The organism is Actinoallomurus sp. NBC_01490 (assembly GCF_036227085.1).
In the GTDB taxonomy this organism is placed as follows: domain Bacteria; phylum Actinomycetota; class Actinomycetes; order Streptosporangiales; family Streptosporangiaceae; genus Actinoallomurus; species Actinoallomurus oryzae.
Genome location: NZ_CP109433.1, coordinates 4,047,871 through 4,074,313, shown reverse-complemented (window position 1 = coordinate 4,074,313; position 26,443 = coordinate 4,047,871). Strand labels below are relative to the sequence as shown.

At 70.1% G+C, this 26,443-nt stretch carries 26 protein-coding genes, 1 pseudogene and 1 riboswitch; of the genes and pseudogenes, 9 read left to right on the top strand and 18 right to left on the bottom strand.

The annotated features are described in order from the left end of the window. Positions 1-3 precede the first annotated feature (3 nt). Positions 4-1,344 (bottom strand): NYN domain-containing protein, encoded by a 1,341-nt coding sequence (locus OG417_RS19535; protein ID WP_329257835.1) that lies wholly within the window; start codon positions 1,342-1,344, stop codon positions 4-6. Between the two features lie 202 nt (positions 1,345-1,546). Here OG417_RS19535 and OG417_RS19530 point away from each other — a divergent pair, with 202 nt between their 5' ends. Both OG417_RS19530 and OG417_RS19525 read left to right on the top strand, forming a co-directional pair. After that, a complete protein-coding gene (locus OG417_RS19530; protein WP_329257832.1) occupies positions 1,547-3,298 on the top strand; it encodes a DEDD exonuclease domain-containing protein in 1,752 nt (583 codons plus the stop codon). A 9-nt stretch (positions 3,299-3,307) separates the two neighbouring features. Next, positions 3,308-4,054 (top strand): rhomboid family intramembrane serine protease, encoded by a 747-nt coding sequence (locus tag OG417_RS19525; RefSeq protein WP_329257829.1) that lies wholly within the window; start codon positions 3,308-3,310, stop codon positions 4,052-4,054. 12 nt (positions 4,055-4,066) lie between these two features. Here the strand turns inward: OG417_RS19525 and OG417_RS19520 are convergent. Next, a pseudogene (locus OG417_RS19520) lies at positions 4,067-5,267 on the bottom strand (RNA-guided endonuclease InsQ/TnpB family protein). 216 nt (positions 5,268-5,483) lie between these two features. On the opposite strand from OG417_RS19520, the gene OG417_RS19515 reads away from it, so the two are divergent. Next, positions 5,484-5,771 (top strand): Lrp/AsnC family transcriptional regulator, encoded by a 288-nt coding sequence (locus OG417_RS19515; RefSeq protein ID WP_329257826.1) that lies wholly within the window; start codon positions 5,484-5,486, stop codon positions 5,769-5,771. Positions 5,772-5,879: 108 nt separating this feature from the next. On the opposite strand, the gene OG417_RS19510 is transcribed toward OG417_RS19515, so the two are convergent. The 5 genes from OG417_RS19510 to ctaE all read right to left on the bottom strand — a co-directional run bounded on the left by OG417_RS19510 (position 5,880) and on the right by ctaE (position 11,287). Beyond that, entirely contained in the window at positions 5,880-6,752 is an 873-nt protein-coding gene (locus OG417_RS19510; protein WP_329257823.1) for a bifunctional 5,10-methylenetetrahydrofolate dehydrogenase/5,10-methenyltetrahydrofolate cyclohydrolase, read from the bottom strand. A 23-nt stretch (positions 6,753-6,775) separates the two neighbouring features. After that, a riboswitch (ZMP/ZTP riboswitch) is annotated at positions 6,776-6,860 on the bottom strand. A gap of 97 nt (positions 6,861-6,957) precedes the next feature. Beyond that, entirely contained in the window at positions 6,958-8,649 is a 1,692-nt protein-coding gene (qcrB, locus tag OG417_RS19505; protein WP_329257820.1) for a cytochrome bc1 complex cytochrome b subunit, read from the bottom strand. A 91-nt stretch (positions 8,650-8,740) separates the two neighbouring features. Then, on the bottom strand, positions 8,741-9,802 hold the full coding sequence (qcrA, locus tag OG417_RS19500) for a cytochrome bc1 complex Rieske iron-sulfur subunit (RefSeq protein WP_329257816.1): 1,062 nt from the start codon (positions 9,800-9,802) through the stop codon (positions 8,741-8,743). Then, positions 9,795-10,622, bottom strand: coding sequence for a cytochrome bc1 complex diheme cytochrome c subunit (qcrC, locus tag OG417_RS19495; protein ID WP_442875706.1), 828 nt, complete (start codon positions 10,620-10,622; stop codon positions 9,795-9,797). The genes qcrA and qcrC overlap by 8 nt, the downstream gene beginning before the upstream one ends. 5 nt (positions 10,623-10,627) lie before the next feature. Beyond that, on the bottom strand, positions 10,628-11,287 hold the full coding sequence (ctaE, locus tag OG417_RS19490; RefSeq protein ID WP_329257812.1) for an aa3-type cytochrome oxidase subunit III: 660 nt from the start codon (positions 11,285-11,287) through the stop codon (positions 10,628-10,630). A gap of 329 nt (positions 11,288-11,616) precedes the next feature. Here ctaE and OG417_RS19485 point away from each other — a divergent pair, with 329 nt between their 5' ends. Both OG417_RS19485 and trpD read left to right on the top strand, forming a co-directional pair. After that, entirely contained in the window at positions 11,617-12,024 is a 408-nt protein-coding gene (locus tag OG417_RS19485) for a hypothetical protein (RefSeq protein WP_329257808.1), read from the top strand. A 26-nt stretch (positions 12,025-12,050) separates the two neighbouring features. Beyond that, positions 12,051-13,100 (top strand): anthranilate phosphoribosyltransferase, encoded by a 1,050-nt coding sequence (gene trpD, locus OG417_RS19480; RefSeq protein WP_329257805.1) that lies wholly within the window; start codon positions 12,051-12,053, stop codon positions 13,098-13,100. 15 nt (positions 13,101-13,115) lie between these two features. Here the strand turns inward: trpD and OG417_RS19475 are convergent, their stop codons facing one another. The 4 genes from OG417_RS19475 to ctaC form a co-directional block, all read right to left on the bottom strand. Then, a complete protein-coding gene (locus OG417_RS19475; protein ID WP_329257802.1) occupies positions 13,116-14,318 on the bottom strand; it encodes a L,D-transpeptidase in 1,203 nt (400 codons plus the stop codon). 97 nt (positions 14,319-14,415) lie between these two features. Beyond that, positions 14,416-14,811, bottom strand: coding sequence for a cytochrome c oxidase subunit 4 (locus tag OG417_RS19470; RefSeq protein WP_329257799.1), 396 nt, complete (start codon positions 14,809-14,811; stop codon positions 14,416-14,418). A gap of 2 nt (positions 14,812-14,813) precedes the next feature. Further along, on the bottom strand, positions 14,814-16,493 hold the full coding sequence (gene ctaD / locus OG417_RS19465; RefSeq protein WP_442875705.1) for an aa3-type cytochrome oxidase subunit I: 1,680 nt from the start codon (positions 16,491-16,493) through the stop codon (positions 14,814-14,816). Then, a complete protein-coding gene (gene ctaC / locus OG417_RS19460) occupies positions 16,490-17,317 on the bottom strand; it encodes an aa3-type cytochrome oxidase subunit II (protein WP_329257795.1) in 828 nt (275 codons plus the stop codon). Before ctaC ends, ctaD begins: the two co-directional genes overlap by 4 nt. Before the next feature lie 121 nt (positions 17,318-17,438). Here ctaC and OG417_RS19455 point away from each other — a divergent pair, with 121 nt between their 5' ends. Together OG417_RS19455 and OG417_RS19450 are read left to right on the top strand one after the other, a co-directional pair. Beyond that, entirely contained in the window at positions 17,439-18,572 is a 1,134-nt protein-coding gene (locus OG417_RS19455) for a cysteine desulfurase family protein (protein ID WP_329257792.1), read from the top strand. Positions 18,573-18,696: 124 nt separating this feature from the next. Beyond that, on the top strand, positions 18,697-18,993 hold the full coding sequence (locus tag OG417_RS19450; RefSeq protein WP_329257789.1) for a sulfurtransferase TusA family protein: 297 nt from the start codon (positions 18,697-18,699) through the stop codon (positions 18,991-18,993). A 207-nt stretch (positions 18,994-19,200) separates the two neighbouring features. Here OG417_RS19450 and OG417_RS19445 read toward each other — a convergent pair whose 3' ends face one another. Then, positions 19,201-20,172 (bottom strand): carbohydrate kinase family protein, encoded by a 972-nt coding sequence (locus OG417_RS19445; protein ID WP_329257785.1) that lies wholly within the window; start codon positions 20,170-20,172, stop codon positions 19,201-19,203. A 266-nt stretch (positions 20,173-20,438) separates the two neighbouring features. After that, complete coding sequence (locus OG417_RS19440; RefSeq protein ID WP_329257782.1) at positions 20,439-20,792, bottom strand: HesB/IscA family protein; 354 nt, start codon at positions 20,790-20,792, stop codon at positions 20,439-20,441. Positions 20,793-21,005: 213 nt separating this feature from the next. On the opposite strand from OG417_RS19440, the gene nadA reads away from it, so the two are divergent. Then, positions 21,006-22,151, top strand: a complete 1,146-nt coding sequence (gene nadA / locus OG417_RS19435) for a quinolinate synthase NadA (protein ID WP_329257779.1) — start codon at positions 21,006-21,008, stop codon at positions 22,149-22,151. 21 nt (positions 22,152-22,172) lie between these two features. Here the strand turns inward: nadA and OG417_RS19430 are convergent, their stop codons facing one another. From OG417_RS19430 to OG417_RS19410, 5 genes are all read right to left on the bottom strand, one after another. Then, a complete protein-coding gene (locus tag OG417_RS19430; RefSeq protein WP_329262392.1) occupies positions 22,173-22,940 on the bottom strand; it encodes a TioE family transcriptional regulator in 768 nt (255 codons plus the stop codon). A gap of 22 nt (positions 22,941-22,962) precedes the next feature. After that, the gene (gene pspAB / locus OG417_RS19425; RefSeq protein ID WP_329257777.1) at positions 22,963-23,532 is read right to left on the bottom strand and encodes a PspA-associated protein PspAB; all 570 of its coding nucleotides are present in this window, start codon (positions 23,530-23,532) and stop codon (positions 22,963-22,965) included. Position 23,533: 1 nt separating this feature from the next. Continuing rightward, the gene (gene htpX, locus OG417_RS19420) at positions 23,534-24,460 is read right to left on the bottom strand and encodes a zinc metalloprotease HtpX (RefSeq protein WP_329257774.1); all 927 of its coding nucleotides are present in this window, start codon (positions 24,458-24,460) and stop codon (positions 23,534-23,536) included. Between the two features lie 157 nt (positions 24,461-24,617). Then, the gene (gene pspAA, locus OG417_RS19415) at positions 24,618-24,896 is read right to left on the bottom strand and encodes a PspA-associated protein PspAA (protein ID WP_329257771.1); all 279 of its coding nucleotides are present in this window, start codon (positions 24,894-24,896) and stop codon (positions 24,618-24,620) included. After that, complete coding sequence (locus OG417_RS19410) at positions 24,893-25,708, bottom strand: PspA/IM30 family protein (RefSeq protein ID WP_329257768.1); 816 nt, start codon at positions 25,706-25,708, stop codon at positions 24,893-24,895. The genes pspAA and OG417_RS19410 overlap by 4 nt, the downstream gene beginning before the upstream one ends. 124 nt (positions 25,709-25,832) lie before the next feature. Here OG417_RS19410 and OG417_RS19405 point away from each other — a divergent pair, with 124 nt between their 5' ends. Further along, positions 25,833-26,438, top strand: coding sequence for a DUF3043 domain-containing protein (locus tag OG417_RS19405; protein WP_329257766.1), 606 nt, complete (start codon positions 25,833-25,835; stop codon positions 26,436-26,438). The last annotated feature ends 5 nt before the right edge of the window (positions 26,439-26,443 follow it).

Below are 26,443 nucleotides of genomic sequence, written 5' to 3'. Positions count from 1 at the left end.
GCCTCACGTGCGGCTGAGGCGCCTCAGCAGCAGTGACGCCGGAGCGGGCCGCGCGTCGGCGCGCCGGGCGGCGTCGCACACCTCCTGGTCGGAGGAGATGACCACCACCGCCCGCCCGCTCGGCTCCGCGCGTACGAGCTGGCCGATGAGGTCGTCGGCGGTCTGGCCGGGCGCGCTGAACAGCACGCGCACCCCGCGCGGCGCCTGCACCGCGACCGGGGCGTCCAGCTCGGCTCCGTCGAACACGACGGTCACCTCGGCCTTGGTCTGGGCGTGCAGGACGCCGACGCCCGACACGAGGCGGGACCGCTGGTCCGACAGGGGAAGGTCGCCGTACCCGGTCTTGGTGACGTTGTATCCGTCGATGATGAGGTGCACCTGCGGCAGCGTGAGGAGCTGGTCGAGCAGCGCCGGGTCGCTGTCGGCCAGCGCCCGGCCCGGCAGCGTGCGGTGACCGGGCCGCTGGGGCGTCACAGCGCCGACGTTGTCGGCCGGCCGGGTGATGCCGGTCGGCAGCCCGATCTCCTCGCGCAGGCCGCGCGCGGCGTCGGTCAGCGCGTCGAGCAGCACCCGCAGCCGGGTGTCGTCGAGGTTGCGTCCCTCGCGGGCGGCGCGGCGGGCGCTCTCGGCGGCCGACTCGGCCTGCGACAGCCGGGCGCGCAGCCGGCGCAGCTCCGCCTCGGCCGCGGCCGCCGCCGCCGACGCGGCGGCGCGCTCCTCCCCCGCCTGGCGGTCCAGCTCCTCCGCCCGCGCGTGCTCGCGCTTGGCGCGCGTGCGGCTCTCGTGCAGCTTCTTGCGCAGCTCGGCGTTCTCCGCCCGTGAGGCGCGCAGTTCGGCGCGGAGCTTTTCGATCTCCTCCGAGCGTGTCGCCTTGGCCGCGGCGATCTGTTCGTGAAGCTCGGCCACCTTGCGGATCGTCGCGGCCTCGTCGGCCGCGAGGGCCGAGCGTTCGAGGTCGCGCCGCGCCGTCTCGACCCGCTCGGTCCAGCCCGGCGGCCGCATGAGGTACGCCAGGGCGGCGACGGTCACCGGGTCGGCCGCGGCCGGGACCGTGCCCGACTCCAGCGCCGTGGCCAGCTCGGCGTGGTCCTCGCGGACGGACTCGGCGACGCGCTCGCGGAACACGTCGTCCTTCGCCAGCTGGGCCGCGATCGGCGTGGCCGCCAGCCGGGCCCGGCGGCGCGGCTCGAACCGCGCGACGCGCCGCAGCGGCGCCGGGACCTGGTCGCCCGGCAGCACGCCGACGGTGTGCGCGGCGAACTCGACCACACGTTGCCGCACCGCCTCTGGCAACGGCTGGTCGAGATGCTCACCCGGGCCGGTGTCGATGATCTTTCTCCTCACGAGTGGTCGGGTCGTGCGCCCGGCGAACATACCGCCGGGGCGCCCGTACCGCCGTCGCTGCCCAGCGTAGACGGCAGGACACCCCGGAGTAGGCGATCCTCCGACGAATGCCCCGGTCCTCGTCGCCGGCGACGGCCGCCGAATCCCTTCCGGAGGCCCCGCGCGGGCCGGCTTGTCGGTACCCGGCCGTACGGTGCCTGCCATGGCCCCCGAAGGCCCTGCCGTGCAGGGCACCCTCGACGATCTCGGCACCCCCCTCATCGGAGTGACCTTCGTGGTCGTCGACCTGGAGACCACCGGCGGCTCGGCACGCGACGACGCCATCACCGAGATCGGCGCGGTCAAGGTGCGCGGCGGCGAGGTCCTGGGCGAGTTCGGCACGCTCGTCGACCCGGGCATGGCGATCCCCCCGTTCATCACCGTGCTGACCGGCATCACCCAGCAGATGGTCGTCGCGGCTCCACGCATCGAACAGGTGCTGCCGGCGTTCCTGGAGTTCGCGCGCGGGGCCGTGCTGGTGGCGCACAACGCGCCGTTCGACATCGGCTTCCTCAAGGCGGCGTGCGCCGCGCAGGAGCGCCCCTGGCCCGCGCCGGCCGTCGTCGACACGGCCGACCTGGCACGGCGGCTGCTCACCCGCGACGAGGTGCCCAACTGCAAGCTGTCCACGCTCGCCCGTTTCTTCCGTACGGCCACCGAGCCGTGCCACCGGGCGCTCGCCGACGCCAAGGCGACGGTCGACGTGCTGCACGGGCTGTTCGAGCGCGCCGGCGCGTTCGGCGTGGAGTCGCTGGAGGAGCTGACGAGCTTCTCGCGTGCCCCGACGCCGGAGCAGCGGCGCAAGCGTCACCTCGCCGACGCGGTGCCGGCCGCGCCGGGCGTCTACATCTTCGAGGACGCGCGCGGTGAGCCGCTCTACGTCGGCAAGAGCGGCCGGTTGCGCACGCGGGTCCGCTCCTACTTCACCGCCTCCGAGACCCGCCGGGGCGTCCGCGAGATGATCGGCATCGCCGAGCGGGTGCGCACCATCGTGTGCGCGAGCGCGCTGGAGGCCGAGGTCCGCGAGCTGCGCCTGATCGCCGCGCACAAGCCGCGCTACAACCGGCGCTCGCGCCATCCCGAGCGTGCCGTCTGGCTCAAGCTGACCTCCGAGGCGTTCCCCCGGCTGTCGATCGTCCGTGAGGTGCGCGACGACGAGAGCGTCTACCTGGGCCCGTTCGGCAGCACGCGGCTCGCCGAGGAGGCGCGCGCGGCCGTGCACGACGCCGTGCCGCTGCGCCAGTGCACACAGCGGCTGACCCTGCGGGTCATCTCCGAGGGCCGGGCCGCCACCTGCGTGCTCGGCGAGCTCGGCCGGTGCGGCGCCCCCTGCGAGGGGCGGCAGAGCCCCGAGGAGTACGCCGAGCACGCCGCCCACGCCCGCACGATCCTCACCGGCGACGTCCGCCCGGTCGTGGCCGCGGCCCGCGCCCGCATCGACCGGCTCTCCGAACAGCTCCGCTACGAGGAGGCCGCCGCCCACCGCGACCGCCTGGCCGCCTTCGTCCGGGGGGCGGCGCGCTGCCAGCGGCTGTCCTCCCTCGCCGGCATCGCCCAGCTCGTCGCGGCCCGGCCCGCCTTCGACGGCGGCTGGGAGCTGCACGTCGTGCGGCACGGCCGGCTCGCCGCCGCGGGCACGGTCCCGCCCCACGCCCACCCGATGCCCTACGTCGACGCGCTCGTCGCCACGGCCGAGACCGTACGCCCCGGTCCGGGCGCCGCGCCGCGCGCCTCGGCGGAGGAGATGGAGTGCGTCCTGCGCTGGCTCGACTCACCCGGCGTGCGCCTGGTCGAGGTGGACGGCACGTGGAGCTGCCCGGCACACGGCGCCGAGAGTGTGCGCCGCTGGATCGACGACGCGTATCGCGACACCGATTCCCGTATGGTTGAGCGCGCCGGACGGCCGATGCGTTAAGGAGCAGGAGTGGCGCTGCCGCTGTACGACAACCAGCCGACCCGGCGCGCGCCGCTGGTCACCTATCTCCTCATCGCCGTCAACGTCGTCGTCTTCCTCCTCTCACCGGTCGCCTCGGTCGGCCACAGCGGCGAGACCCGTCTCCAGCGCAACTGCGAGCAGACGACGTTCCTGCTCAAGTACGGCGCGATCCCCAAGGAGATGATCGACAACCGGCAGGCGCCGATGCCGGAGGAGGTCGCCTCGGCCTGCCACCCCGCGCCGTTCCACAAGCGCCCGTGGCTGTCCGCCCTGTCGTCGATGTTCCTGCACGGCGGTGTCGCCCACATCCTCGGCAACATGGTCTACCTGTTCATCTTCGGCGCCGCCACCGAAGACCGGCTGGGCCGCCTGCGGTTCCTCCTGTTCTACCTGCTCGTCGGCTACATCGCGGCGTACGGCTTCGCCGTGACCTACCCCGGCTCGATGACCCCGCTCGTGGGCGCCTCGGGCGCGATCGCCGGCGTGCTCGGCTCCCACCTGGTGCTCTATCCGCGCTCGAGGACGATCGCGCTGGTCCTGTCGTTCCTGCCGTTCCGCCTGCCCTCCTGGACTCTGCTGGTGCAGTTCTTCGTGTTCCAGTGGTTCAGCCTCGGCGACCAGAGCCAGACCGCCTATGTCGCGCACATCTACGGGTTCGTCGCGGGGATGATCTGCGGCCTGCTCGTACGCCGCGGCGGCTTCGCCCGCAAGTCGGCCGCCCTCAACTGGCATTGACTACTCCCCGTCCTAAAGGACGGGGATTCCGGCCCTCACGGGCTGGGGTTCCTGCTTCTGTGGCGACTGCACCCGAGGAGACCTCGGGTGTCTGACGTCACCTCCACAGGCCGACACGGCAAGACCTGCCGCCAGGATGTTCTTGGCCGCGTTGATGTCCCTGTCGTGCAGGGTGCGACACGCCGGGCAACACCACGCCCGGGTGGAAAGCGAGAGTTCGGCGAGCAGATGCCCGCACGCCGAGCAGGTCTTGGAGCTGGGATACCAGCGATCGATCACGACCAGACGACGGCCGTACTTGGCGGCTTTGTACTCCAGTTGGCGACGGAACTCGCCCCAGCCACAGTCGGAGATCGCCTTGGCGAGCCGCCGGTTACGGACCATGCCTTTGACGTGCGGTCTTCGATCACGATCACGTCGTGGTCGCGGACCAGCCGGGCGCTGGTCTTGTGCAGGAAGTCCGCACGGGACGCGCGACCTTACGGTGCGCACGGGCCACCTTCGCCCTCGCCTTCGCCCGGTTGTTCGACCCGCGCTGCTTACGGGCCATACGCCGCTGGTAGCGCGCCAGGTTACGCTCCCGCCTGGCCAGCCGACGAGCATTGGCGATCTTCTCGCCGTCGGAGGTGACCGCGAAGTCCTTGACGCCCAAGTCCACACCGACCAATGCGCCGGTCGCCGGCGCCTGCTCTGGGTCTGGAGCCTCAACGGCGAGGGAGACGTACCAGCGTCCGCACAGCCCACGCGAGACCGTCACCGACGTCGGATCAATCGACGCGGCATCAACATCCGGCCACGACCACACCACCTCCAGTGGCGTATCCATCATCTTGGCCAGATACAGACGGCCTTCCCGCCAGCGAAACGCCGACCGGGTGAAGGTCGCCGACTGCTTGCGCTGCCGGGACTTGTACCTGGGGTAGCGGGAACGCCGAGCGAAGAAGTTCACGAACGCCGCATGCTGGTGCCGTAGTACCTGCTGGAGGGGCACGCAGGACACCTCGGACAAGAACGCCAGATCCGGGTCGCGTTTCAGCTCGGTCAAATAGCGGTCGGTCTCGGCGTAGGAGGTGCTGAGCCCCTCGGTGCGGTAACGAATCTTCCGCCATTCCAGCACTCTGTTCCACACCAGACGTACGCAGCCGAACGTGCGGCTCAGCACCGCCGCCTGCTCCGGGGTGGGATAGGCCCGCACCTCGTAACTCGTACGCACGTTCGAAACTCTCGCATCGCCACAAGATCAACAACGACGAACGGAAGAATAGGCGGAAAGACGGTAATGACTGCTTCGCGCCTAGAGCAATCCCGACCTGGGCCCCCTACCGAGGATCCTCCCGCCGCTGGCGGACCGGGTCACTGCCGTATGTCTCGGTGAGACGCTCTACTAGGCTTTCGGCACGGCCGGCTCGACTTATCGCAGGAGGACCTCGTGATCACCGCCATCGTGCTCATCAAGGCCGACGTCTCGCGCATCCCCGAGGTCGCCGAGACCATCGCCGGGCTCGAAGGGGTCAGCGAGGTCTACTCGGTGACGGGCGAGTTCGACCTGGTCGCGCTGGTGCGGGTCCGCCAGTACGAGCAGATCGCCGACGTCATCCCCGGCCGCCTCAACAAGGTCGACGGCGTCACCCACACCGAGACCCACATCGCCTTCCGCGCCTACTCCCAGCACGACCTGGAGGCCACCTTCTCCCTCGGCCTCCCCGACGCCGACTGAGACCTCCCCCTGCGTCGCTGAGACCTCCGTCGGGCGGTCGGCCGTGACCACCCGAGCCACCACACCGGTATGCCTCGTGACCAGCGCCAAGGGCGCCGAGAGAGCCGGTCAGGCGGTCAGGCTCCGTTCCGCCGCCTCGACGGTCTGCTCCAGCAGGACGGCGATGGTCATCGGGCCGACGCCGCCCGGCACCGGGGTGATGAGGCTCGCACGCGTCTTCGCCGTCTCGAAGTCGACGTCGCCGACATTGCCCGCGTTGTAGCCGGCGTCGACGACGACCGCTCCGGGCTTGACGTCCTCGCCCTTGATGAACCTCGGCCGGCCCACGGCCGCCACGACGACGTCCGCCTCCCTCACGAGTGCCGCCACGTCGGCCGTACGGGAGTGGCAGTAGGTGACCGTCGCGTCGCGGCCGAGCAGCAGCATCCCGGCCGGCTTGCCCAGGATGGCGCTCCGGCCGACCACCACCGCGTGCCGGCCCGCGAGCTCGACCTCGTACTCCTCCAGCAGCCGCATGATCCCGCCGGGCGTGCAGGACACGAAGCCCGGCAGGCCGAAGCTCATCGCGGCGAACGAGCGCATCGTGACGCCGTCGACGTCCTTGGCCGGATCGATCGCCTCGAACGCGGCCCGCTCGTCGATGTGCGGCCCGGCCGGATGCTGCAGGAGGATGCCGTCCACGCCCGGGTCGTCGGACAGGGCGGTGATGGTGCCGATGAGCTCCGCCGTCGTAGTCGAGGCCGGCAGCGGCACGTGGCGGGAGGTGATGCCCGCCTTCTCACACCGGGCACGCTTCATCCGGACGTAGGTCACGGAGGCGGGGTCGTCGCCGACCAGCACGGTGGCCAGGCACGGGGCCGTGCCGCGTTGCCGGGTGACGGCCGCGGCGCGTTCGGTGGTGCGCTCGGTGATGCGGCGGGCCAGGGCGGTGCCGTCCATGAGACGGGCGGTGTGCGTCGTGGACATCGAGTCGCTGGGCATCGGGTCGCTCCTGCGGGTCGCGGTGGATCGGCCCAGGCGCACGGCACTCGATGGCAGGGCCGCTCCCCGGTGGTGACTCCACCTTCAGCGCCAGTCACGGCCCGTCCCAAGCGTAGCCGTTCCCACCGCCGCACGGCTCCGTACGGCACCGAGAAGAAGGCCCGTCACCGCGACGCGGTGACGGGCCTTCGCCGAACGCACGGGGTCAGCCGCGGCTGAGCTCGCGGTGTTCGCCGCCCTCGGTCTCCGGGTGCACGACGACGGCGTCGCCGTCGTCGTCGCCCGGCGCTCCGGGCTCGCCGGGGCCGTGGCCGGCCGCGTGACCGTTGCCGATCGGGATGTCGTCGGTGGCGAACGCGCCGTTCAGCGCCCGGCGGGCCCGGCCCAGCGGACCGCGGGAGGCCGGCGACGGGATGCCGTTCTCGTCCTCCTCCTCGCCCGAGACGAGCGGCGGCGCGGGCGGCTTGCTGCTCAGGACCGCCTCGGCGTTCTCCTTGACCGGCTCGTGGACCTCGATGAACTCGCCGCTCGGCAGCATCTTGATGATGCCGGACTCGACGCCGTGCTCGTACTCCTCCGCGTCCTTGCGCTGCAGGCCCAGGCAGATCCGCTTGGTCACGATGTAGGCGATGACCGGGCCGACGAAGACGGCCACGCGGAAGAACCACGTCGTCTGGTACAGCGAGATGTGGAACTTGTCGGCCAGGACGTCGTTGCCGCCCGCGAGCCACAGCAGCCCGTAGAAGGCGACGGCGGCCATGCCGACCGCGGTGCGGAACGGCGCGTTGCGCGGCCGGTCGGCGATGTGGTGAATACGCCGGTCACCGGTCGCCCACTGCTCGACGAACGGCCACACGGCGGCCCCCGTCATGATCAGGCCCAGCGGCACGAGCGCCGGCACGAGGACGTTCCACGAGACCGTGTGGCCCCAGAGGTTCGTCTCCCAGTTGGGCATGATGCGCAGCGCGCCCTCGAGGAAGCCCATGTAGAAGTCGGGCTGCGACCCGGCCGTGATGGAGTCCGGGGTGTACGGGCCGAACAGCCAGATCGGGTTGATCTGGGCGAACGTCCCGAGGAGGGCGACGACCATGAAGGTGAAGACGAAGAACGCGGTGGTCTTGATGAGGAACACCGGGTAGAACGGCTTGCCCATCACGGACTTCTCCTCCCGGTTCTTGCCCGGGAACTGCGTGTGCCCCTGGAACCACAGGATCATGAAGTGCGCCCCGACGAGCGCCAGCAGGATGCCCGGGATAAGGAGGACGTGCACGGTGTAGAGCCGTGGGATGAAGTCGTGGCCGGGGAACTCGCCCCCGAAGGCGAAGAAGTACAGGTAGCTGCCGACGATCGGGATCGACTGCAGCACACCCTGGGTGATGCGCAGACCCGTGCCGGACAGGAGGTCGTCCGGCAGGGAGTAGCCGAACAGGCCCTCCAGGATCGCCACGGTGAACATCGTGATGCCGATGAGCCAGTTGATCTCACGCGGCTTGCGGTAGGCGCCGGTGAAGAAGATCCGCAGCATGTGCGCCATGATCGACGCGAGGAACAGGATCGCCGACCAGTGGTGGATCTGCCGCATGAGCAGGCCGCCGCGGACATCGAAGCTGATGTGCAGCGTCGAGCTGTACGCCTCGCTCATGCTGACGCCGTTGAGCTTCGTGTAGGTGCCGTGGTACACGACCTCGGACATGCTCGGCTTGAACCACAGCGTGAGGAAGGTTCCGCTGAGCAGCAGGATGATGAACGAGTACAGCGCGATCTCGCCCAGCATGAACGACCAGTGGTCGGGGAAGACCTTCTTCATCTTGCCGCGGAGGAACCCGGCGGTGGCGAAGCGCTCGTCGGCGAACCCGATCGCGCCGTCGATGGCCTTGGGAGGTGTCGTCGTGCTCATTTCACCGCTCCTTGCTCGCCGCGCGGTTCACCGATCGGAGAAGGCCGCGAGCCGTCGCATGGGATGCGTGTAGGGGTGAGGGTCGGGTGGTTCATGCCTTCGGCCTTCCGCGTTCCCAGAAGCTCGGGCCGACCGGCTCGTGGAAGTCGCTCGTGGCGATGAGGTAACCCTCGGAGTCGACGCCGATGGGCAACTGCGGAAGCGGGCGCGCCGCCGGGCCGAAGATGACCTTGGCGCTGTCGGTCGCGTCGAAGGTCGACTGGTGGCACGGGCACAGGATGTGGTGGGTGGTCTGCTCGTACAGGGCCGCCGGGCAGCCCACGTGCGTGCAGATCTTGGAGTAGGCGATGATGCCGCCGACGTGCCAGTTCTCCCGGCCCTTCTTGACCTTGAGCTGGTCCTCCGGGAGGTGCAGCAGCAGGACCGTGCTCGTCGCGATCTCGTCGAGGTTGTCCTCGGCGCCCTCGGGGATGACCGTGATGATGCCGCCCGGCGAGTCGAAGTCGGCCGCCTTCAGCGGCTGCCCGGTGCCGTCGACGACGAGACGGGTGCCCTTCTTCCAGGCGGTGTGGCGCAGCTTCTTCTCCGGCAGCGGGCCGAGGTCGCGCAGCAGGATGAGCGGAAGCAGGCCGAGCGGCGCGGCGGCCAGCAGCAGCGTGCGGCGCAGCAGCCGGCGCTTGAGCAGCCCGCTCTCCTCCGTGCCCTCCTGGAAGTACTGGTTGAAGACCTGGCGGTCCTCCGGCGTCGAGGACAGCGCGTGCCGCTCCTGGATGATCTCCTTGGTGGTCACCAGGTGACGCACCCAGATGGTCATCCCGACCGCGAGACCGAGGAAGACCACCGTCAGCGCGGTACCGAGGGTGTAGTTCGACCGGGCGGCCCGGTCGATGCTGCCCACGTGGCCCGGCCAGACGGCGTAGAACACGATGAACGCGATGCCGGCCAGGAAGCTCAGGGTGAAGAAGGCGGCCGCGACGCGCTCGGCCTTGCGTGCCTTCTTCTCGTCGAGCACGTAGCCACTGCCGCCCTGCTCGGACTTGTCCTCGGGAAGCAGCTCATGAGTGCCGGCCGGCGACGGGGTGCCGATCACGCGCTTGGGTACGCGACTCTCCTCTTCCGGGGTCGCGCCGCTGGTCTCGTTGTTGTCAGTCATTGTGCTTCTTCTTGGGCTTCCTGGCAGTGAGCCACGCCGCCGCGACGACCATCAGGCCGATCCCGACCAGCCAGCCGGCGAGGCCCTCGGCCACCGGACCGATACGGCCCAGGCCGCTGCCGCCCGGGTTGACCTCGCTGCGGGTCTGCGTGATGTACGCGATGATCGCGCGCTTCTGCGCCGGCGTGATGGTCGTGTCGTTGAAGACCGGCATCGCCTGCGGGCCGGTCACCATGGCCTCGTAGATCTGCGTGGGCGTCGCCTTGTTCAGCGGCGGGGCGTACTTGCCACCCGTGAGCGCTCCCCCGGACCCGGCGAAGTTGTGGCACTGGGCGCAGTTGGCGCGGAACAGCTTGCCGCCGAGCGCGGCGTCGCCGGTCTTCGGGTCGACCTGGTCGTTGGAGGGGATCGACGGCCCGCCACCGAGCGAGGCGATGTACGCCGCGATCTGGCGGGTCTGCTCCTCGTTGAAGACCGGCTTCTTGCGCGGAATCTGCGCGCCGGGGTTCATGGCGGGCATCCGGCCGGTGCCGACCTGGAAGTCCACGGACGCCGCGCCGACACCGATCAGGCTCGGTGCGGTGCGCGTGCCCTGGGCGTTGGCGCCGTGGCAGCTCGAGCAGGTCTGGTTGAAAAGCTCCTTGCCCTTGGCGATGTCCTGCGCCGACGCCTGGGTGTCAGACGCCTGCGCGGACGCGCCTCCCGAGGAGACACCGGCGTACGCGACAGCGATGATCGCGAGCGCGGCCAGCACGACGGCGTAGCCCGCCCACGGGCGCCGGCGCCATGCGGTGAACCATTTCACGGAAGAGGGTCCCATCTGGATCAGTGCAACAGCTCGATGAGGTAAATCGTGGCGAACAACCCGACCCATACGGCGTCGACGAAGTGCCAGTAGTACGACACCACAATGGCACTCGTCGCCTGCTCGTGTGTCCAGCGCTTCGCGGCGTACGTCCGCCCGAGCATGAACAGGAACGCGATGAGGCCACCGGTCACGTGCAGACCGTGGAAGCCCGTGGTCAGGTAGAAGACCGAGCCGTACGCGCTCGACGAGATCGTGGTGCCCTCATGGATCAGCGAACGGTATTCGTTGAGCTGCCCGGCGACGAACACCGCGCCCATGAGGAACGACAAGAAGTACCACTCGCGCAGGCCCCACTTGCGCATGTTCACGATGCTTCCCAGGCGCCCGACCTGACCGCGCTCGGCCGCGAACACACCCAGCTGGCACGTCACACTGGACATCAGCAGGATGAAGGTGTTCACCGAGGCGTACGGCACATCAAGGTTCGCGTCCGGCCACCTGCCACCGTCCCCGATGGTCACCGACCGGATGGTGAAGTACATCGCGAACAGCGCCGCGAAGAACATGAGCTCGGACGACAGCCACACGATCGTGCCCACGCTCACGAGGTTGGGCCGGTTGGCGCGGGTGCGGGGTGCTGCGCTGTCAGTCGCGGATACTGTTGCCACGGGCAGCATTATTACGGCACCTGCCGAGTAGGTGACGCAGGACCCCCCATCAGGCGCGCCCCGGCCGCCCCCGCAAGGCCTCTTCCAGGCGGTTTTCGCCGGAAGGACCTGTCTTGTCGTTGGAACGAGCCGTTCCCGGCTCCTCCTCGCCCCCGACCGGTCGTACGGGCCGTGTCGCGCCCGGTAGCATCGCTACGTGCGCGGGACTTCATCGCCCGATCGATGATCACCCGGCTCACAGGCGCCGGCAGTGCGGCGGCGCGACATGTCCTTTCGGGAAGGGGGAGGCGCAATCCCTCCCCGGCCTGACCGCCGGGGCCTCCGCGCCAGAGTCCACGATGAAGATCCTTGTTTACAGCCACGACGCGAACACGCGCCTGCAGGTGCGCCTGGCGATCGGCCGGCGGCCCGCCGCCGGGCTCCCGGAGGTGGAGTACGTCGAGACCGCCACCGAGCCTGCGGTCTTCGCCCGTCTCGACAAGGGCGACATCGACGTGGCCGTCCTCGACGGCGAGGCGCAGCCCGCCGGCGGCATGGGCATCTGCCGCCAGGCCAAGGACGAGATCTACAACTGCCCGCCGATCATGGTCCTCATCGCCCGCCGCGACGACGGCTGGCTGGCCACCTGGTCGCGCGCCGACGCCGTCGCGAGCCAGCCCGTCGACGCCGTCGCCCTCGCCGAGGGCGTGGCCGAGCTGGTGCGCAAGCGGCTGGCCGGTTCCGGCTCCGAGCTGTCCCACCGATAACCCGATAGCCGCCAGGGAGCGTCCGGATGGACCCGCGTACGACGTGGCCCGCCCTGCTCGGCGCGCTGCTCAACGGGCAGTCGCTGTCGACCGACGAGACCACTTGGGCGATGCAGGAGATCATGTCGGGGCAGGCCAGCGACGTTCAGATCGCGGGCTTCGCCGTGGCGCTCCGGGCGAAGGGCGAGACGGTCGCGGAGGTCACCGGCCTCGCGGAGGGCATGCTGGCCCACGCCACGCCGATCACCGTGCCCGGGCCGGCGGTCGACCTCGTCGGGACGGGCGGCGACCAGGCCCACACGGTCAACATCTCGACCATGGGCGCGATCGTCGCGGCCTCCGCCGGCGCGCGGATGGTCAAGCACGGCAACCGTGCCGCGTCCTCCTCCTGCGGCGCGGCCGACCTGCTCGAAGAGCTCGGGGTCGCGATCGGACTGTCGCCCGATGCGGCGGCCCGGGTCGCCGACGAGATCGGCATCACGTTCTGCTTCGCGCCCCTCTACCACCCGGCCCTGCGCCACACCGCCCGTACGCGCAGCGAGCTGGGCACACCGACGATCTTCAACTTCCTCGGCCCGCTGGCCAACCCGGCCCGCCCCACCGCCCAGGCCGTCGGTGTGTTCCATCCCCGTATGGCGGGCGTCATCGCGGGCGTCTTCGCCGAGCGCGGCTGCTCGTCGCTGGTGTTCCGCGGCGACGACGGCCTGGACGAACTCACCACGACCTCCACGTCGGCCGTCTGGGTGGTCCGCGACGGCACCGCCACCGAGACCGTCTTCGACCCGGCCGACCTGGGCATCCCCCGCGCGACCCCGGCCGACCTGCGCGGCGCGGACGCCCGCCACAACGCCCGTGTGGCACGCGCGGTGCTGGCCGGGGAGACCGGACCGGTCCGCGACATCGTGGCCCTCAACGCGGCCGCGGCGCTCGTGGCCGCCGAGGGCGCCCCGCCCGCGGAGCGGCTCACGGAGGCCATGAGAGCGGCCTACACGCGCGCCCTGGAGGCGATCGACTCCGGCCGTGCCACGGCCCTGCTGGACCGCTGGATCGAGCTCACCCAGCGCCTGGCCACCTGACGGTCCTGTCAGGGCTCAGCGGGGGATGAGTGCGGGCGGCTGGGCCGGGGCGGGCATGCCCTGGCCGTACGCCGGGCCCAGGCGGCTCGTGGCGAGCCATTCCGGCCAGGACAGTTGCCAGAAGCCCCAGCCGTTTCCCGGGTCGAGGCGCCGGCGGGTGCCGGTGACCTGGACCACGTCTCCCGGCTGGGTGTGGCGGAAGAACCAGCGGGCGTCGCGTGGGCCCAGGTTGATGCAGCCGTGGCTCACGTTGCGGCTGCCCTGGTCCCCCACCGACCACGGCGCGCTGTGCTCGTACTCGCCGCTGTCGGAGATCCGGACCGCGTAGTAGACGTCGTGCCGGTAGTGGTCCGGGCAGCCCGGCGGGCAGCCGACCGACGCCGAGTCCATGACGACGTGGTGGTTCTTCTCCATGGTCAGGTGGATGCCGCTCGTGGTCGTGTACTTGAGCTGCGTCCCCTTCCCCATGCTGATCGGCATCCGGCGGACGCTGCGGCCGTTGACACGGACCTCCTGGTGGTGGCTGCGGGCACTGGCCACGGTGATGTGCGCGTCACCGATCGAGAAGTCCCTGGCGAGGTCCTCAGCGCCGTACGAGGCACCCGCCAGCCGCAGGCCGGACAGGTGCGCCAGCAGGCGTACGCGCGTGTGCGCCGGCCAGTACGCGCGCGGGCGGAAGACCACCTCCGACGGGGAGGTCCAGTGCCAGGCGCCCGTCACCGGGACCGACGTCCACAGGGCCAGCGACCGCTCCACGCCGGCGCGGTTCCGCACGGGCTCGGCGAAACGCAGGATGATCGGCATTCCCACCCCGACCGTGGCGCCGGGCTCCGGGGCGACGACGGTCGCGCCGATCGTGTGCGCCACCCGTCGCGTACGGAAGGTGCTCCGTACCGAGCCCACGCGGCCGTTCGCGCCCGCGACCGTGACGACGAGCGTGTACGAGCGGCCCGGGCTCAGCGTCCAGCGTGGCCACCAGAGAGTGCCGTCCGCGCTGGTCCGCCCCTCCAGCCGGCCTCCGTCGGCCAGCGTGACCGAGCGGAGCCGCCCGTCGCGTACGCGGACGCTCACCGGGGCGTCCGGCGGCACGGCGTGCGTTCCCCGCGCCGGCAGGACCGTCACCGTGGCCGGCGGGCGCGCGGTTGTCCGGTGGGAAGAGCAGGCCCCGCCCAGGAGGGCGAGCGGGAGCGCGCCGACGGCGGCCACCCCTCGCCACATACGCACCCCCACCCGTGAGTGTTCGTGCCGAGTATGCGACGAGGGCCGGCGCCGCCTCCCGGCGACACCGGCCCTCGTGACCGTTTCTTGGGGCTTCTCAGTGCGAGAAGTGACCGCGGTAGTACTCGAACACGAACCCGATCGCGGCCAGGACGATCGCGAGCAGGCCGATCAGCAGCATCCACCAGCCGATGACAACGCCGAGGGACGCCGTGGCCGCGGCGAGGGCGACGAACAGCGGCCACCAGCTGTGCGGGCTGAAGAAGCCCAGCTCGCCCGCGCCGTCGGCGATCTCGCCTTCCTTGTCGTCCTCCGGCCGCGGTCCGACGCGGCGGCCGGTGAACAGCAGGTAGAAGCCGACCAGGCCGGCCAGGCCCACGGTCAGGGCCAGCGCGGTGGTGCCGGTGGGGTCGTGCGACCACAGCCAGTAGATGACGTCCATCACCGCGAAGAACAGTGCGCAGAAGGCGAACAGGAAGCCTTCGACCTTCATCGTCAGTCCTCCGTTCCGGCACCGGCCGTCACGGCGGGCTTGGCGCCCGTGTGCGGATAGTGCAGGTCGAACGCGGGCCGCTCGGAGCGGATCCGCGGGATCGCGGTGAAGTTGTGCCGCGGCGGCGGGCAGGACGTCGCCCACTCGAGCGAGTTGCCGTAGCCCCACGGGTCGTCGACGTAGACCCGCTCGCCGTTACGCGCGGTGATGTAGACGTTCCACACGAACGGCAGCATCGAGATCGCCAGGATCAGCGCGCCGAGGCTGGAGACCTCGTTGAGGCCGGTGAACTGCTTGGCGTAGTCGGGGACGCGCCGCTGCATGCCCTCGGCGCCCAGCCAGTGCTGGACCAGGAAGGTCGTGTGGAAGCCGATGAACAGCAGCCAGAAGTGGACCTTGCCCCAGAACTCGTTCAGCTTCTTCCCGGTCATCTTCGGCCACCAGAAGTAGAAGCCGGCGAACATCGCGAAGACCACGGTGCCGAACAGCACGTAGTGGAAGTGCGCGACGACGAAGTAGCTGTCGTTGAGGTGGAAGTCCAGCGGCGGCGAGGCCAGGATGATGCCGGTCAGGCCACCGAACAGGAACGTCACCAGGAAGCCCAGCGACCACAGCATCGGTGTCTCGAACGTCAGTTGCCCTCGCCAGATCGTGCCGACCCAGTTGAAGAACTTCACCCCGGTGGGCACCGCGATGAGGAACGTCATGAACGAGAAGAACGGCAGCAGCACCTGACCGGTCGGGAACATGTGGTGCGCCCACACGGTCACGGACAGGCCGGCGATGGCGACGGTCGCACCGACCAGGCTGATGTAGCCGAAGACGGGCTTACGGGAGAACACCGGCAGGATCTCGGTGATGATCCCGAAGAATGGCAACGCGACGATATAGACCTCGGGATGGCCGAAGAACCAGAAGAGGTGTTGCCAGAGGATCGCCCCGCCGTTGGCGGCGTCGAACACGTGCGCGCCGAGCTTGCGGTCGGCCTCGAGCGCCAGCAGCGCGGCGGCCAGCACCGGGAAGGCCATGAGCACGAGGATCGACGTCAGCAGGATGTTCCAGGTGAAGATCGGCATCCGGAACATCGTCATGCCCGGCGCCCGCATGCAGAAGATCGTGGTGACGAAGTTGACGCCACCGAGGATCGTGCCCAGGCCGGACAGCGTCAGACCCATGATCCACAGGTCGCCGCCGATCTCGGGCGAGCGGATGACGCTCGACAGCGGCGCATAGGCGTACCAGCCGAAGCTCGCGGCGCCGCCCGGGGTCAGGAACCCGCTGACGGCGATCAGGCTGCCGAACAGGAACAGGTAGTAGCTGAACATGTTCATGCGCGGGAACGCCACGTCGGGCGAACCGATCTGCAGCGGCATGATCACGTTGCCGAACCCGACGAAGAGCGGCGTCGCGAACATCAGCAGCATGATCGTGCCGTGCATGGTGAAGAGCTGGTTGAACTGCTCCTCACTGACGACCTGCAGACCCGGCCGTGCCAGCTCGGCACGCATGATCAGGGCCAGGATGCCGCCGACGCAGAAGAACGCGAACGACGTGATCAGGTACATGTACCCGATCACCTTGTGGTCCGTGGACGACATCCAGGACGCGATGATCCGGCCCTTGCTCGTGCGCCGGGGCGCGCCGGCCGCCGACGGGGTCGGGTGCGAGATGGTGGTGGTCACTGCATGCTCCCGCCATGGCTGGAGATGAACTGCTCGAACTCCGCCTGCGGAACGATCTTCACCTGGAAGAGCATCCGGCCGTGCTCGACACCGCAGAGTTCGGCGCAGCGTCCCTCGTACGTGCCCGTCTTGGTGGGGGTGATCTCAAAGTCCTGACCGGACTTGGCCCCCGGGATGATGTCCCGCTTGAAGATGAAGGACGGAACCCAGAAGGAGTGGATGACGTCCTTGGACACCAGGTGGAACCGTACCTTCTTGCCGACGGGGATCTCGAACATCGGCTTGTGCGGCTCGTCGGGCGAGACGGGCTGTCCGACGATCGACCGCGTGTGGTACTGCGGGTAGTCGAACTGCCAGCTCCACTGGAACGCCGTCACGTTGACGAGCGTCACGTCGCTGGACTGGGACGCCGGCGTCAGTTTCTCGAGATACGTCTCGTCGCGCGCGGTGAAGTAGAACAGCACCGCGACGATGATGAACGGGACGACGGTGTACAGCATCTCGATCGGCAGGTTGTAACGAACCTGCGGCGGCAGCTGGTCGGACCGCTTGCGGTGGAAGAGCACCGCCCAAATGATCAAGCCCCAGACGAGGGCGCCCACGGCCAGTGCCGCGATCCAGGACCCCTGCCACAGGGTCAGGACACGCTTGGCCTGCTCGGTGGCCGGTGTCGGCAGGCCGAGGCGCACTTTCTCAGCGGAGCACGCCGTCGCGGCGAACGCCAGCGCCGACAGCGCCGCGGCGCCCGTCAGCAGGCGTCGGCGCGCGCCGGGCGCGCCCGCGCTCGCAGGCGTGCGCCGCTCTCTACGGCGGGTCGGACTCACGGATTGCCTTCCCACGATGAAGCCCGAGTCTCGGGCGATCAGATCGATGTTCACACGTGTGGGGGAAACATTAGCGGAGGGTCCCGGACACCTCGGTGGTACCCCCGTTACTGTCGTACTCGTGGCCTACTTCGACGCCGCGTCCACCGAGCCTCTGCACCCGGCGGCACGCGAGGCGCTGCTGGGTGCCCTGGAGGGCGGATGGGCCGATCCCCAGCGGCTTTACGGCTCCGCGCGCCGTTCGCGCATGCTGCTCGACCGGGCCCGCACGCAGGTCGCGGCGGCCGTCGGAGCGCGGCCCGACGAGACGTCCTTCACCTCCTCCGGCACCCAGGCGATCCACCTCGGCGTGCTCGGCACCCTGGGCGCGCGCCGGCGCGCCGGACGGCACCTCGTGGTGAGCGCCGTCGAGCACTCCAGCGTGCTGCACGCCGCCGGGCGGCACGAGCGCGAGGGCGGCACGGTCACCACGGTGGGCGTCGACCGTACGGGACGGGTCGACCCGGAGGAGTTCGCCGCGGCGCTGCGCCCCGACACGGCCCTGGCCTGCCTGCAGTCGGCCAACCACGAGGTCGGCACGCTCCAGCCGGTGGCCGAGGTCGCCGAGGCGTGCCGCGCGGCCCGGGTGCCGCTGCTGGTCGACGCCGCCCAGTCGGCCGGCCGGGCGCCGATCCCCGGTGGCTGGTCGCTGCTGACGGCCTCGGCGCACAAGTGGGGCGGCCCGCCGGGCGTGGGGGTTCTGGTCGTCCGCAAGAACACCCGCTGGAGATCACCGCTGCCCGAGGACGAGCGGGAGAGCCGCCGCGTCCCGGGATTTGAGAACGTTCCAGGGATCGTGGCAGCGGCGGCGGCCCTGGAGGCGTACCGTGCGGAGATGGAACTGGACGCCCCCCGCCTGTCGGCGCTGGTCGACCTGATCCGCGAGCGCGCGCCCCGCCTGGTCGACGACGTCGAGGTCATCGGTCATCCGGTCGAGCGCCTCCCCCACCTGGTCACGTTCTCGTGCCTGTACGTGGAGGGCGAGGCGCTGCTGACCGAGCTCGACCGGCTGGGGTTCGAGGTCTCGTCCGGAAGTTCCTGTACGGCGGATACTCTCCGACCGAGCCATGTTCTGGAGGCGATGGGAGTGATTACTCATGGAAATGTCCGGGTATCGCTCTCCCGCGGGACGAGAGCGGCCGATGTCGACCGTTTTCTCGCGGTCCTTCCGGGAGCCGTACGAAGGCTCCGCCAGACGAGCGGGGTGACCGGTTGATCACGACCTGGGGCGTGAGCGAGCGGAGCGCGCGAGCCGAAGGACACGCGCGCCTGGTCACTCCCCCGGCGCAAGGAGGGCTCGTGAGCGAGCGGAGCGAGCTCATCAACGAGGAGATCGGCATATGGGCCTGAAACGCCGCCGCGCCGTCCGGGAGACGCCTCCGGAGACCCCCCCGGTGGCCACCGGCCCCCGGGCGCTGGTCACCATCGACGCGCTGGGCCGCAAGTGCCCCATCCCGATCATCATGCTCGCCGAGCGCATCGGCGAGGTGCCGGTCGGCGAGATCATCGCGGTCAAGGCCGACGACGTGGCGGCCCGCACGGACGTCCCTGCGTGGTGCCGGATGAAGTCGCAGGACTTCGTCTGGGAGGAGACCCTCCCCCGCGGCTGGGCGTTCCACGTACGCCGCAACTACTGAGCGGTGTACTGCGCGGAGCGCCGGACACCGCTCAGTACCCGCCTTTGACCTTTCTTCCAAGAGTCACTGAGCGGTGTACTGCGCGGAGTGCCGGACATCGCTCAGTACTCGCTCTTGGTCTGCCTTCCAAGAGTTACCGAGTGACCTGACCGTGCGGGGCGACCCGGTGAGGGGCCGCCCCCGCGGGCGCGGGCCGGTGCCGGGGGTTCAGTTCAGGACGTGCCCGGCGATCTCGTCCGCGGCCTCGCGGCCGTACGCGTCGGCGAAGCGGTCGACGAACTGCTGGCGATGGAGGGTGTACTCCTGCGGGCCGGCGACCTCCAGCGCGTGCGCGGCGAGGAGGTTGCCCATCTGCGCGGCGCGTTCGAGGGACAGCTCCCAGGAGATCGCGGTGAGGAAGCCGGCGCGGAAGGCGTCGCCCACGCCGGTCGGCTCGACCTTGCGCACCTCCGGCGCGGCGTCCACGTGCAGGGAGGGCTCGCCGGTGCGGTCGATGCGCACGCCCTTGGGGCCGAGGGTGGTCACCCGCACGCCGACGCGCTCCAGGACCTCCTCGTCCGACCAGCCGGTCTTCTGTTCACAGAGCGACTTCTCGTACTCGTTGGTGAACAGGTAGGCGGCGCCGTCGATCAGCTCGCACACGTCGTTCATGCGGGCCAGCTGCTGGGACGGGTCGGCGGCGAACGGGATGCCGCGCGTACGGCACTCCTCGGTGTGCCGGAGCATGCCCTCGGGGTCGTCGGCGCCGATGAGGACCAGGTCCAGGCCTCCGACGCGGTCGACGATGGGCTGGAGCTCGATCTCCCGGGCCTCGCTCATCGCGCCCGTGTAGAAGGAGGCGATCTGGTTGTGGTCCTCGTCGGTGGTGCACAGGAAGCGCGCCGTGTGGTGGAGCTGGGAGACGTACACCGAGGAGGTGTCGACGCCGTGCCGGTCGAGCCAGGAGCGGTAGTCGGCGAAGTCGTCACCGACGGCGCCGACGAGGATCGGGTTCTGGCCGAGGCATCCCATCCCGTAGCAGATGTTGGCGGCGACCCCTCCTCGCCGGATGTCCAGCGCGTCCACCAGGAAGGACAGGGAGACGGTGTGCAGCTGGTCGGGGATCAGCTGGTCGGCGAACCGTCCTGGGAACGTCATCAGATGGTCGGTGGCGATGGAACCGGCAACAGCGATGCGCACGACGTCGAACTCCTCGGTCGATCGGCGACCTCGTCATAGCCGCGAGGTCATCTCGAAGGCCTGTGGTCAAAAGCCTGTGGTCGGACAGCCAGTGGTCAAACCCGGCAAGAGTACTGCCTTGCATGGGCCTGACATGCCGAATGCCCGTGTTCCCGGGTGATCCTGGGAACACGGGCACCATGGGCCGAGGCCGGCATGCCGAATGCCCGTGTTCCCGGGTGTTCCCTGGGAACACGGGCACCATGATCCGGCGAAGCGCTTAAGGCTTAGTGGAACGAGTCGCCGCAGGCGCAGGAGCCGCCCGCGTTGGGGTTGTCGATCGTGAAGCCCTGCTTCTCGATCGTGTCGACGAAGTCGATCTTCGCGCCCGAGAGGTACGGCACGCTCATCCGGTCGACGCGGACGCTCAGGCCGTTGAAGTCCTGGACCAGGTCGCCGTCCACCTCACGGTCGTCGAAGTAGAGCTGGTAGATCAGGCCCGAGCAGCCGCCGGGCTGGACCTGCACACGCAGCGCGAGGCCTTCCTCGCCCTGCTGCTCGAGCAGGCTCTTGGCCTTCTCCGCCGCGGCGTCGGTGAGGATGACGCCATTCTGCGTGGAGGTGTCGGCTGAAACCGTCATGTGCGAACTCCCGGTTGGCTCGGCCGTCCCGTGACGGCCGTCGCTGTTGGCTTTCCCTCCACCACAACGTACCCGCTGCCCCCGGCCATTCCCCAAGTCCACCGCTGTGTTCCTCGCCGCATATCCCTACAAACAGGACCTGAAGCCCCCATACCGCCCGCTCGTGCAGTATCGTCAAAGCGACGATAAGTCTGTTGAAGGAGGGACCCCCAAGTGACCACCGGCAGCAGCCTGCTGATCCTCGGACAGGGCGCGGACCCGGCCAGCGAACGCGGGGTCTCCTGCCCCGGTGAGCTCCCGCCCGCTTCGGACCCGGCCCTGGTGGAGCGCGCCCGCGCGGCCAAGGCGGCCCTCGGCGACCGCCTCTTCGTCCTGGGCCACCACTACCAGCGGGACGAGGTCATCCAGTTCGCCGACGTGACCGGCGACTCGTTCAAACTCGCCCAGGAGGCCGCGGCGCGGCCCCAGGCTCCCTACATCGTCTTCTGCGGCGTCCACTTCATGGCCGAGTCGGCCGACATCCTCACCTCGGCCGACCAGCAGGTCGTCCTGCCCGACCTGGCCGCCGGCTGCTCGATGGCCGACATGGCCACCTACGACCAGGTCGAGGAGTGCTGGGAGGTCCTGGAGGACGCCGGGATCGCCGGCGACGTGGTGCCGATCACGTACATGAACTCCTCCGCCGACATCAAGGCCTTCGTCGGCCGCCACGGGGGCGTCGTGTGCACGTCCTCCAACGCCCGGCGGGCGCTGGAGTGGGCCTTCGCCAAGGGCTCGAAGGTGCTGTTCCTGCCCGACCAGCACCTCGGCCGCAACACGGCCGTCCTGGAGATGGGCCTGTCCCTGGACGACTGCGTCGTCTACAGCCCGAACCGGCCGGACGGCGGCCTGTCCACCGCCGAGCTGCGCGACGCGACGATGATCCTGTGGCGGGGGCACTGCTCGGTGCACGGCCGGTTCAGCCTCGACTCGGTGAACGAGGTGCGCGCCCGCATCCCCGGCGTCAACGTGCTGGTCCACCCCGAATGCCGCCACGAGGTCGTACGGGCCGCCGACCTGATCGGCTCGACGGAGTACATCATCCGCACCATCGAGGAGGCCCCGGCCGGCACGGCCTGGGCGGTCGGCACCGAGCTGAACCTCGTCAAGCGCCTGGCCGGCCGCCACCCGGACAAGACCGTGGTGTTCCTGGACCGGACCGTGTGCTTCTGCTCGACCATGAACCGCATCGACCTGCCGCACCTGGTCTGGTCGCTGGAGTCCCTGGCGCGCGGGGAGGTCGTGAACCAGATCACGGTGGAGCCCGAGACCGCGCACTACGCCCGCGTCGCCCTCGACCGGATGCTGGCCCTGCCGTAGGCCCCCGCGTACGGGGCCTGGTCAGGTCCGGCCGGCCGTCGTACGGGCGGGGGGCTCGCGCTGTCGTAGATAGGTGTCGAGTTCGGCCGCGCCCGCCAGCAGGGCGCGGCCGCGCGCGTCGAGCCGGCCACGCCATTCGTCCAGGGTCGCCCGCAGGGGTTCGACGCCGCCGGCCTCGCGGACGCGGTCCAGGAGCGGTGCGATCTGCCGCAGCAGGTATCCGCCCCGCCGCAGCTGGTGGGCCAGCCGGGCGTCCCGTACGTCCGCGTCGGTGTAGACGCGGTAACCGGTCCTCGGGTCGCGTCGCGGGCGGACCAGACCGGCGCGTTCCCACTTGCGGAGCGTCGCGGGCCGGAGGCCGAGCCGCCGCGCCAGCGGCCCCACCGACGTCTCGGCTCCCGTACGGTCACGGCGGACCGTCTCACCGCCTCCACGGCCGCCGTACGTCCCGCCGGGCGGTTCCGGATCGGCCGTCAGGTCGCGGAGGGCCGCCTCGACCGCCGTCAGCGTCCGCCGGTCCTCCAGAAGCCGGGCGTGGCTCTCGTCGACGAGCGTGAGGGCGTCGGCGGTCCGCCCCTCGTTGACGGCCGTCATGATCGCCGTGGCGGTCTGGTGACCGTGGCCCGGCATCAGGGCGACGAAGGCCCGCAGGGCCTGGGCGTGCAGGGGCGTGTAGATCCGGTAGCCGGTGGGCGTGCGCTCCGCCGCGGGAAGGATGCCCGCCTCTTCGTAGTTGCGTACGGCCTGCGGGGACAGGCCGTGCTCACGCGCCAGATCGACGGGCCGCAAGCGCTTCACGCCGCCGATCTTCCTACAGGCCGGGGGTGCCCCAGACCGGGAACCAGCGGCTCAGGTCGCTCTCCACCGGCAGGTCGGCGCCGACCGCGCCGCGCACCTGGAGCTCCAGGGCGTTGTCACGCCGCTCCCCCGACGTCGGTGCGAACGGGTAGAACGTGCCTCGCTTGTAGAGGTAGACCAGGCCCGTACGGCGGCCGTCCGGGGTCGCGAAGGCCACCACCGAGCACAGCAGCTGCGGCCCGAACCCGCCGGACTCCAGTGAGGAGTTGACGGCGTGGATGTCGGTGACGAGCCCTACGAGGTCGGTGGGGTCGTGCCGGCTCACGAGCCAGGTGTAGCCGTACGAGTCGGTGCTCAGCTCGACCTTGGGGCCCTCGTCGGAGTCGAGCAGCTCGCGCACGTCCTTCTCGATCTGGGCGAACGCCGCGCCCTCGGCGGCGCGGAAGCAGACCGAGCCGACTCCCGTGGGCGTGAGCCCGGCCGCGGCCTCCAGCGTGATCGCGGCCGTGGGCAGCGCGAACAGCCGGTCGAGGTCGGGCTTCTTCGGCTTGGAGCGCCCGAGCAGGGTGTCGAGGAAACCCATGTCACACGCCCCGGCCGAGCTGGGTCGAGATCTTCGCGAGCTGCTCGAGGCGCTGCTCGAGCGACGGGTGCGTGGAGAAGAGCGTGGAGATGCTGAACCCCTTCGAGAACGCCGGTGCGAAGTAGAAGGCGTTGAACGGCTCGGCCGCGCGCAGGTCCTTCGTCGGGATGCGGGCCATGTCGCCGGTCACCTTCGTCAGCGCGCTGGCCAGCGCCGACGGTCGGCCCGTCAGCTCCGCCGCCGACCGGTCCGCCGACAGCTCGCGGTAGCGCGACAGCGCCCGGGTGAGCAGGAAGCTGATCGCGTAGACGGCCGCGCTGACCCCGATGACGACCAGGAGCACCATCGCGGTGCTCTGGTCGTTGTTGTTGCGGTTGCGGTCGTTGAAGCCGCCCCACAGGCCCCACTGGAGGCCGAACCGCGTGAGCAGGCCGGCCAGGATGCCCAGGAACGACGCGATCGTCATCACGGCGACGTCGCGGTGGGCGACGTGGGAGAGCTCGTGCGCGAGCACGCCCTCCAGCTCGGTGGTGTCGAGCCGGCGGAGCAGCCCCGTCGTGACGCAGACGACCGCGTTGTCCTGGTTGCGTCCGGTGGCGAAGGCGTTCGGCACGTCCGTGTCGGCCACCGCCACCCGCGGCTTCGGCATGTCGGACATCGCGCAGATGCGGTCGATGACCCCGTGCAGCTCCGGCGCCTCCTGTTCGGAGACCACCCGCCCGTGCATGGCGAACAGGGCGAGCTTGTCGGAGAAGAAGTACTGGACCAGCAGGAAGCCCACCGCGATGACCAGGACCAGCACCCACATCTGGGGGAGGTACACGATGAAGAATCCGACGAAGGCGACGTAAAGCAGCCCCAGCAGGAACATCGTCACCAGCATGCGAGCCGTGAGTCCCCGGTCCGGTGCGAATCGAGAACGCGCCATCGTGCTCCTCCTACCCCCGACCTACGTTCACCCCGTACTAACGCCGAAGCGGCGTGATAGGTGCCAGGTTTTCTGGTCGCGCTCGCCTCCTCACTCGCTACACGGACGGCTCGTACCTCACCGGCCGCTCCGCTCGCTCGTCGGCTCGCCGCTCCGGTCAGTCCGGGATGAGTCCCTCATCACCCAGCATCGCGCGGACCTCGTCCATCGTGGCGTCGGCCGGCGGCAGGATCAGGTCCGACGGGGCGATCTCCTCGGCCGGCAGGGCCTTGCCCACCGTGCGGACCTGCTCCAGCAGGGCGTGCAGCGCCCCGCGGAACTTCTCCTCGTCGCCCGACTCGATCGCCGCTTCGAGCTCGCCGTCGAGCGTGTTGAGCGCGGTCAGGTCACCGTCGACGACGTCGACCTGGCCCTCGCCCATGATCCGGACGATCACTGGCCCTCCCGCGGCTGCTGCGGCGCCTGGTTCGGCGTCTGGTGCGGCTGAGCCTGCGGAGCCTGCTGCCCCTGCTGTTGTCCCTGGGCGGCGTCGAGCTGCTTGGGCGCGGGCGCCATGCCGAGCTCGGCCTTCATCTGCTCCAGCTCGAGGTCGACGCCGGGACCCGCGCCCATGCGGTCGAGCTCGGCCTGGATGTCGTCGCGCGGACCGGAGTAGTCCTCCAGGGCGCCTGAGGCGAGCAGTTCGTCGATGGCGCCGGCGCGCGCCTTCATGTTCTCGGTCTTCTCCTCGGCGCGCTGGATCGCGAGGCCGACGTCGCCCATCTCCTCGGAGATGCCGGAGAACGCCTCGTTGATCTTGGTCTGCGCCTCGGCCGCCGTGTAGGTGGCCTTGATGGTCTCCTTGCGCGTGCGGAAGGAGTCGACCTTCGCCTGCAGCCGCTGGGAGGCGAGCGTGAGCTTCTCCTCCTCGCCCTGGAGCTGCTGGTACTGCGCCCGCAGGTCGTTCAGCTGGCTGTCGAGACCGCCCCGGCGGGTCAGCGCCTCGCGCGCGAGGTCCTCACGGCCCACCTGGAGGGCCTTCCGGCCCTGGTCGGTGAGCTTCGCCTGCTGCTGTTCCAGCTGGTTGATCTGGAGTTCGAGCCGCTTGCGGGAGGTGGCCACGTCGGCCACGCCGCGGCGGACCTTCTGGAGCATCTCAAGCTGGCGCTGGTACGAATAGTCAAGGGTCTCGCGAGGATCCTCCATTTTGTCCAGCGCCTTGTTGGCCTTGGACTTGAAGATCATCGACATTCGTTTCATCACGCTCATCGCGCGTGGCCGGTCCCTTCGTGCTGGTGCCTCTGCGAACGCTGCTGGGGTTAGCCACCACCCTACGCGTTAACGACCAAGACAGTCATTATGTTCGCGTCCCGGCGCCGGTAGGCTGATCTGCGTGTTCCGACGCCGTACCGAGACCGCCACCGAAGAGCCGCCCCAGCCCCCCGAGGCCGGCAAGACCACCAAGACGGAGGGCAAGGGCCGGCCCACGCCCAAACGCCGCGACGCCGAAAAGCGCAACCGCCAGCCGATAACGGCCCCGAAGACCCGCCGAGAGGCCCTCCGCCGCGACCGCGAGCAGCGCACGCGTCGCACCGGTAACGCCAAGCAGATCCGTGAGGGCATCGCCCGCGGTGACGAGCGTTATCTGCCCCGGCGCGACAAAGGCCCGGTGCGCAAGCTCGCCCGTGATTACGTCGACTCCCGGCGCACATTCGGCGAGTTCTTCATGTACCTCACCATCCTCGTCGTCGTGCTGTCGATGGTGGCGCCGCTGACCGTGCGCATCTACCTGCAGACGTTCGGGCTGCCGGTGATCCTCGCCGTGATCATCGTCGAGTCGGTCGTGATCTCCAGCCGGGTGAAGAAGCTCGCGCGCGAGCGCTTCCCCGACGAGAGCACCCAGGGCGTCGGCATCTACGCGGTCACGCGCTCGATGCAGATCCGGCGGCTGCGCATGCCGCAGGCGCGTCTCAAGCCGGGGCAGAAGGCCGAGATCTGACTCCC

Bases quoted from the DNA above. Each gene is read 5' to 3' on its own strand.
- qcrA (WP_329257816.1), bottom strand. From the start codon at position 9,802: ATGACTGACAACAACGAGACCAGCGGCGCGACCCCGGAAGAGGAGAGT.
- ctaE (WP_329257812.1), bottom strand. From the start codon at position 11,287: ATGCTGCCCGTGGCAACAGTATCCGCGACTGACAGCGCAGCACCCCGC.
- OG417_RS19510 (WP_329257823.1), bottom strand. From the start codon at position 6,752: ATGCCCAGCGACTCGATGTCCACGACGCACACCGCCCGTCTCATGGAC.
- OG417_RS19470 (WP_329257799.1), bottom strand. From the start codon at position 14,811: ATGAAGGTCGAAGGCTTCCTGTTCGCCTTCTGCGCACTGTTCTTCGCG.
- qcrB (WP_329257820.1), bottom strand. From the start codon at position 8,649: ATGAGCACGACGACACCTCCCAAGGCCATCGACGGCGCGATCGGGTTC.
- OG417_RS19475 (WP_329257802.1), bottom strand. From the start codon at position 14,318: ATGTGGCGAGGGGTGGCCGCCGTCGGCGCGCTCCCGCTCGCCCTCCTG.
- pspAB (WP_329257777.1), bottom strand. From the start codon at position 23,532: ATGGGTTTCCTCGACACCCTGCTCGGGCGCTCCAAGCCGAAGAAGCCC.
- OG417_RS19530 (WP_329257832.1), top strand. From the start codon at position 1,547: ATGGCCCCCGAAGGCCCTGCCGTGCAGGGCACCCTCGACGATCTCGGC.
- OG417_RS19450 (WP_329257789.1), top strand. From the start codon at position 18,697: ATGGGCCTGAAACGCCGCCGCGCCGTCCGGGAGACGCCTCCGGAGACC.
- OG417_RS19410 (WP_329257768.1), bottom strand. From the start codon at position 25,708: ATGAGCGTGATGAAACGAATGTCGATGATCTTCAAGTCCAAGGCCAAC.
- OG417_RS19440 (WP_329257782.1), bottom strand. From the start codon at position 20,792: ATGACGGTTTCAGCCGACACCTCCACGCAGAATGGCGTCATCCTCACC.
- trpD (WP_329257805.1), top strand. From the start codon at position 12,051: ATGGACCCGCGTACGACGTGGCCCGCCCTGCTCGGCGCGCTGCTCAAC.
- qcrC (WP_442875706.1), bottom strand. From the start codon at position 10,622: ATGGGACCCTCTTCCGTGAAATGGTTCACCGCATGGCGCCGGCGCCCG.
- OG417_RS19485 (WP_329257808.1), top strand. From the start codon at position 11,617: ATGAAGATCCTTGTTTACAGCCACGACGCGAACACGCGCCTGCAGGTG.
- htpX (WP_329257774.1), bottom strand. From the start codon at position 24,460: ATGGCGCGTTCTCGATTCGCACCGGACCGGGGACTCACGGCTCGCATG.